The sequence below is a fragment of the Desulfobacter latus genome, assembly GCF_013389365.1.
GTDB classification, from domain to species: domain Bacteria; phylum Desulfobacterota; class Desulfobacteria; order Desulfobacterales; family Desulfobacteraceae; genus Desulfobacter; species Desulfobacter latus.
The window spans coordinates 1-6,829 of the sequence record NZ_JACADJ010000114.1; the positions used below are offsets into that span (position 1 = coordinate 1).

Sequence of the window (6,829 nt, forward strand, 5' to 3'; positions counted from 1 at the left end):
TGTTCAATTCTAAAGTACACTAAAGGAACGTGCTGTTCACAGTATTTTTTTTAAAAAATAATTTTCAGCATCTCAAAAACACATTTTGATTTTACGAAGTGTCAAACGGAAAATGAAGGATGCCCAAATTTCAAATTATTTCCTTTTTAACAGTCGCTTAAGAAAACTTGGATGTAATTTTCATCGTAAAATTTTTGTCATAGGATAGCCGGGAGCAATCTCTTTCAATTCATCCTCTGTTTGCGGAGAGGATCGTCCGGACGATTTTTTATGTCTAATCACTTTTTATATCACACCGTATCAAAACTTTTAAACTGCATGGTAAAGGTCCCCCGGCCCTGGGTGGCGGAACGAAGGGCCGTGGAGTAACCAAACATCCTTGACAAGGGCACCACGGCTTTAACGACCTGGATATCGGATTTCGGGGTGATGGATTCCACCCTGCCCCCCCTGGCATTGAGATCTGCAATGGCATCCCCCATGTTGGCATCCGGTACAAACACCTCCACATCCATGATGGGTTCAAGCAGGGCCATTTTTGCATTTTTCAGGGCCTCTTTTACGGCCATGGACGCACAGACCCCAAACCCCAGTTCTGATGTTTTTCCTTCCTCGCTGAATCCGTCAACCAGCACAATCTCAACGTCTACGATGGGATATCCTTTGAGGAACCCGCCATCCAGGCTTCCCCTGATTCCGGTCTCAATATTTTGAATATATTGGGGGGCAATTTTTTCCTCGGGCGCAAGAGACTTAAAGGTAACCCCCTGGCCCCGCACCATGGGATTGAGCGCCACCGTGACATTGGCATAATGGGATTTGCCCTGGATTTCCTGCTCAAATACGGCCTGTCCCCTTGCCGGTGCTGTAATGATTTCCCGGTAAACCACCTGGGGTTTACCCACATTCACACTGGTGTTAAATTCCTTGATCATCCTTGAAATAATGATTTCAAGATGAAGTTCCCCCATGCCCGACAAAATGGTCTGGCCGGTCTCCTCCTCCTTGCTCACTTTAAGGGTGGGGTCCTCAATCATGAATTTTTCCAGCACATCATCAAGCTTTTCCTGGTCTGCATGGGTTTTGGGCTCAATGGCAATGGAGATAACCGGCTGTGCATATTCCATTTTTTCCAGAAATACCGGATGGTCCGGATTGCACAGGGTATCGCCGGTAACGGAATTTTTAAGCCCCACAATACCGACAATATCACCGGCTGAGGCCTCATCCAGGCGCTCGCGCTTGTTGGCGTGCATTCTTAAAATTCTGGACAGTTTCTCCTTGCGTTTCAGGGCCGGGTTAAACACATCCCCGCCCGAAGCAATTTTTCCTGAATAAATCCGGGCAAAGGAGAGCTTGCGGCCTTCGATCATGGATACCTTAAAAATCAGGGCAGCCAGCGGACCGTTTTTCTCCGGCTTGAACTCAAGGATGTCTCCGGTGTCAGGATGCTCGCCCTTAACCGGGGGAACGTCCTTGGGGCTTGGCAGGTAATACTCAATGGCGTCCAGAAGCGGCTGAATCCCTTTGTTCTTCAGGGCAGATCCGCAAAGCACAGGCACCATATCCCGGCGAATAGTCGCAGCCCGGATGGCGGCTCGGAGCTCATCCACTGAAATATCTTCTTCGCCCAGGTATTTTTCCATAATGTCATCATCAAGTTCAGACACGGCTTCAAGCAGCTTGTCCCGATATTCTTCGGCCAGTTCCCGGAACGCATTGTCAATCGGCCCGGCGGTGTATTCGGCGCCCAATGTTTCATCGTTCCAAGCGATCTGCTCCATGGTCAAAAGATCAATAACGCCCTGGAAACGGTCCTCGGCCCCGATGGGCACCTGGATCATCACAGGATTGGCAGACAGCTTTTCTCGGATGGAATCACAGGCGGCAAAAAAATCAGCACCGGTGCGGTCCATTTTATTGATAAAGGCCATTCTCGGGACCTTGTACCGGTCTGCCTGGCGCCAGACTGTTTCGGACTGGGGTTCCACCCCGCCCACGGCGCAAAATACACCAATGGCCCCGTCCAGGACCCGCAAAGCCCGTTCCACCTCCACGGTGAAATCCACATGGCCCGGGGTGTCGATGATCTGAATGCTGGCCGTTTTCCACTGGCAGTAGGTTACGGCAGAGGTAATGGTAATCCCCCGGTCCTGCTCATCCTGCATCCAGTCCATGGTGGCTTCGCCGTCATGGACTTCACCGATTTTATGGGACCTTCCCGTGTAATAGAGAATGCGCTCCGTCACCGTGGTCTTGCCCGCGTCAATGTGGGCCATGATCCCGATATTTCTGATTTTTGATATATTTTTTGGTTTGCTCATAGGTTTATATCTAATTATAATTAACTTAATATTCAGCATAGAGGTGATACAATATTGTCCTTTAGGTGTCAAGAAAATAGCTTGCAAAACACAGCCTGATTTAATAGAATTTATGTTCTTTATGTTGGCCTGTATGGCCTGCATTACGCAGCAACCAATCCACCGGAGGCGTCCATAATATTATGCAGATGACCCATGTACGAGAACTTATGGACCAGGCCGGGCAGACATCCGCGGATCAGGCAAAGCTGCACAAAAAACTAAATTACCTGATGGCCAAGCTTGATGCGGTCCGCTCAACCGGACCCGGCAACACCCTGGCCCGGGACCAGTACAGAACTTCATTATTGAGAAAAATAAAATGAGTATACGTAAAAAAGACAAAGACGGAGTATTTAAAAACATTTTTGTTGCCTATTTTATACTGCTGCTCCATGTGTTTCTTCTGGCCGGCATCGGCGTTACCGCGGTGTTGTTCAAAGGCATCTATCACTATCTTCCATGGATCATGGGCGGCATTGCCATTCTGGTGCTTGCCATTGCCTGGATCGTTTACCACAGAATGAGAGAAACCTCTTCCTCCCTAAGCGAGGTGCTGGGCATGCCGGAATTCCAGGACAGGGCTGTTGAGATACGACTGCTTGGCGGCCTTGCGTCCTTTGAAATTAAAGCCAAAGAGCATCCCTTGCTGCCGGACGCCACCAGCCTTTCCCCCTATACCGATGACCGGCTTTCGGATTCGGATGACCAGCTTATCGAAAGCGCTGGTGACAGGGCCGAACGAAAAATGCTGGAACTCAACGGACTTTATGAAAAGGATCTGATCTCCAGAAAAGAGTTCGAAAAAGCGCGGCAGAAAATCATCCAGGGCTGATCATCCAGTAGGAACCAAAGGAAAGCGGTATGAAAAAAATCAGCCTGGCTCTGTTATCCGGTGGGATGTCCACGGAACGGGACGTATCCTTAAACAGTGGGAATCAGGTATTTGAGGCCCTTGATAAAGAAAAATACGACATTAGACGGTATGATCCCCAATTTGATCTGAAAAAATTGGTATCAGATGCACCGGATATTGATGCGGCCCTTGTGATTCTCCATGGTCCCTTTGGTGAAGACGGTACGGTTCAGGGGCTTCTGGATCTTTTAAACATTCCTTATCAGGGGGCGGGTGTTCTGGGATCAGCTGTTGCCATGAACAAACTGATCGCCAAAACACTTTACCGCCAGGCAGGCATCCCGACCCCTGACTATCTATCCATTTTTACCCATGCGCCGGTTCCGGATCCCGACAAATTAAAAGACCTTGGACTTCCCATTGTGGTCAAACCGGCCTGCGCCGGTTCTTCGATGGGCATGAGCATTATCTCGGATGAAAAAGATCTGCCCCAAGCCATTGAAAAAGGGTTTCAAAACGATGACACCTTGATCCTTGAGCAATATATCAAGGGCACGGAACTGACCTGCGGGGTTCTGGGCAACCAGGACCTTGAGGCCCTGCCCGTCATTGAAATAGTCCCCGGCAAGGGCCATGATTTTTTTGATTACCAGGCCAAATATGTGGCAGGAGAGACCAACGAAATTTGCCCGGCCCGCATTGATGAACAGACCACCCGGCGGGTACAGGAGTTAGCGGTTGAAGCCCACAGGACCCTGTTTCTTAAAGGCTACTCCAGAACAGACATGCTGCTTTTGGACGGTGAACTGCATGTCCTTGAAACCAACACCATCCCCGGCATGACAGCCACAAGTCTTTACCCCCAGTCCGCAGCCAAAGCGGGCTATGAATTCGGCGTCCTCTTGGACAAACTCATTGAACTTGCCATAGAAGAAAACAAAAGAAAGAATTTAAGGAGAGCCCGATGAAAATCCTTGTAGTCGGCAGCGGTGGCCGGGAACATACCCTGGTCTGGAAAATTGCCCAAAGTCCGTTTGTAGATAAAATATACTGTGCTCCGGGAAATGCAGGCACTGCAACCCTGGCTGAAAATGTGAGTATCGGTGCTGAAGATATTGACGCCCTGGCGGCATTTGCCGAAGAAAATCAGATTGACCTGACGGTTGTGGGTCCCGAAGGGCCGCTGGTGGCCGGCATTGCAGATCGTTTTGAAGAAAAGGGCCTGGCCGTGTTCGGTCCGTCCGGCGCCGCAGCACAGCTTGAAGGCTCCAAGGTATTTTCCAAAAATCATATGCTCAAGTACGGGATACCCTGTGCTGCGGGCAAAGCCTTTACCGATCCAGGGCGGGCCAAGCTTTATGCAAAAGCCCTGGGCGCACCCTGCGTGGTCAAGGCGGACGGGTTGGCCGCCGGCAAGGGCGTCATTGTCTGTACAAGTCTTGAAGAGGCAAATACCGCCATTGATGATATGCTGGACGGCAACAAATTTGGTGATGCCGGCGCCGTAGTGGTGGTGGAGGAGTGTCTTAAAGGCGAGGAAGCCTCCTTTATTGTTTTCACAGACGGCAACACAGTGCTTGCCCTGCCCGAATCCCAGGACCACAAACGGATATTTGATGATGACCAAGGCCCCAATACCGGCGGCATGGGCGCATACTCTCCGGCACCTGTGCTGGATCACCTGTTGCGCACAAAAGCCATGGAAGAGGTGATGATCCCGGCCGTAAAAGGCATGGCCCAGGAAGGTACACCCTTTAGAGGGGTACTCTATGCCGGATTAATGGTGGACAAAGATAACATCAAAGTGTTGGAGTTCAACACCCGTCTTGGTGATCCTGAAACCCAGCCCATCCTCATGCGGTTGAAAAACGACATCGTGCCTTTGATGGAAGCCTGCTGCAACGGCACCCTGCACAACCATACAATCAAAATTGATCCACGGGCAGCCATGTGTGTGGTCATTGCTGCCGGCGGATACCCGGGATCTTACGAAAAAGGCCATGAGATCACAGGGCTGGATCAAGCCAATGGGGTTAAGGATACCGTGGTATTCCATGCCGGTACGGCCATGGATAACGGTAAAGTCGTGGCATCCGGCGGCCGGGTACTTGGGGTGACATCCTTGGGCGATACGGTTGAAGATGCCATTAATACGGCCTATGACGCCTGTGACAAAATTAATTTTAAAGACTGCTTTAAAAGAACGGATATTGGGGCCAAAGCATTGAAACGCATGGCCATCCCGCCCCAGGTCGGTGTGATCATGGGATCCGACTCCGATTTTTCGGTAATGAAAAGCGCCCTGGTCATGCTCAAAAAATTCGACATCCCTTACTATGTCACTGTGGCATCCGCCCACAGGACCCCTGAAAAGGCCGTGCAGCTGGCGAACCGGGCCCGGGAACAGGGGCTCAAAGTACTCATTTGCGGGGCAGGACATGCGGCACATCTGGCCGGTGTCATTGCCGCCCACACCACCCTGCCTGTGTTGGGTGTTCCCATTGATTCCAGTGCCCTTCAAGGCATGGACGCGCTTTTAGCAACGGTGCAGATGCCCCCCGGTATTCCGGTTTCCACCATGGCCATTGGTAAATCCGGGGCCCATAATGCCGGCATCACCGCGGCCCAGATCATCGGGGTGTCTGATCCGGTGGTGGCGGAGAAACTGGCGGCATTTAAAAAGGACATGGCAGATAAGGTGGCACAAAAAGCGGCATCTTTTGCCTGATTATAATTTAAGATTTCTTAAAAAAATGGTCCGGAATAAAATCATCCGGGTGGACAAAGACCACCCGGACCCTGCTGTCATAAACCAGGCCGCCGGCATTCTTAAAACCGGCGGCCTGGTTATTTTTCCGGCGGCCTGCCTTTACGGGGTGGCGGCCAACGCCCTGTCCGCCGATGCCGTTGAAACGGTGTTCCAGCTCAAACAGCGCCCCCGCAACAATCCGATTCTGGTATTAATAAAAAATACGGACCAGCTTGACGGCCTTGTGACTAGGGTTCCGGACAAAGCCCGGAGACTCATGGACCAATTCTGGCCCGGCGGCCTGACCCTGGTTTTTGATGCGGCAGATAATATTAACCTCAAACTTACCGCAGGAAGCAAAAAACTGGGCATTCGCCTGCCCGGACACCCGATAGCCAGGGCGTTGGTCAACAGTGTTGATTTTCCGGTCACCGGCACCAGCGCTAACCTGTCCGGCCGGCCCGGATGCAACCGAACAGATATGCTATGTCCTGAAATTATGAAAAAAGTAGACTTAATTCTGGACGCAGGTCCGGTTAAAGGCGGTGCCGGTTCAACAATTGTTGATGTCACCTGCACACCGCCCGGAATCCTGCGCCGGGGAGCGATCCCAGCCACAGACATTTATGCCTGCCTGAAAGATTGACCGTCAACCGGTGCAACTTCAAGTACAAGGATAAGTGGTGGGTGATTAATATTGAATGAAAAAAAACACTAACAAAACCGAAAAAAAATCGGCATCCTTCATTTTCCGTTTGACACTTCGTAAAATCAAAATGTGTTTTTGAGATGCTGAAAATTATTTTTTAAAAAAAATACTGTGAACAGCACGTTCCTTTAGTGTACTTTAGAATTGAACAA

The 6,829-nt window shown here is 50.5% G+C and carries 6 protein-coding genes; 5 read left to right on the plus strand and 1 reads right to left on the minus strand.

Annotated elements, in window-relative coordinates; all coding sequences use genetic code 11:
* Positions 1–290: 290 nt before the first annotated feature.
* On the minus strand, positions 291–2,324 hold the full coding sequence (gene fusA / locus HXW94_RS17815; RefSeq protein WP_178368244.1) for an elongation factor G: 2,034 nt from the start codon (positions 2,322–2,324) through the stop codon (positions 291–293).
* 182 nt (positions 2,325–2,506) lie between these two features.
* On the opposite strand from fusA, the gene HXW94_RS17820 reads away from it, so the two are divergent.
* The 5 genes from HXW94_RS17820 to HXW94_RS17840 are packed head-to-tail and all read left to right on the plus strand — an operon-like array spanning position 2,507 to position 6,614.
* Positions 2,507–2,689, plus strand: coding sequence for a hypothetical protein (locus HXW94_RS17820; protein WP_218576799.1), 183 nt, complete (start codon positions 2,507–2,509; stop codon positions 2,687–2,689).
* Positions 2,686–3,198: an SHOCT domain-containing protein gene (locus tag HXW94_RS17825; RefSeq protein ID WP_178368246.1), complete on the plus strand. Its 513-nt coding sequence runs from the start codon at positions 2,686–2,688 to the stop codon at positions 3,196–3,198. The genes HXW94_RS17820 and HXW94_RS17825 overlap by 4 nt, the downstream gene beginning before the upstream one ends.
* 29 nt (positions 3,199–3,227) lie before the next feature.
* On the plus strand, positions 3,228–4,187 hold the full coding sequence (locus HXW94_RS17830; RefSeq protein WP_178368247.1) for a D-alanine--D-alanine ligase family protein: 960 nt from the start codon (positions 3,228–3,230) through the stop codon (positions 4,185–4,187).
* Positions 4,184–5,947: a phosphoribosylamine--glycine ligase gene (purD, locus tag HXW94_RS17835; protein WP_178368248.1), complete on the plus strand. Its 1,764-nt coding sequence runs from the start codon at positions 4,184–4,186 to the stop codon at positions 5,945–5,947. The genes HXW94_RS17830 and purD overlap by 4 nt, the downstream gene beginning before the upstream one ends.
* 25 nt (positions 5,948–5,972) lie before the next feature.
* Complete coding sequence (locus HXW94_RS17840; protein WP_178368249.1) at positions 5,973–6,614, plus strand: L-threonylcarbamoyladenylate synthase; 642 nt, start codon at positions 5,973–5,975, stop codon at positions 6,612–6,614.
* The last annotated feature ends 215 nt before the right edge of the window (positions 6,615–6,829 follow it).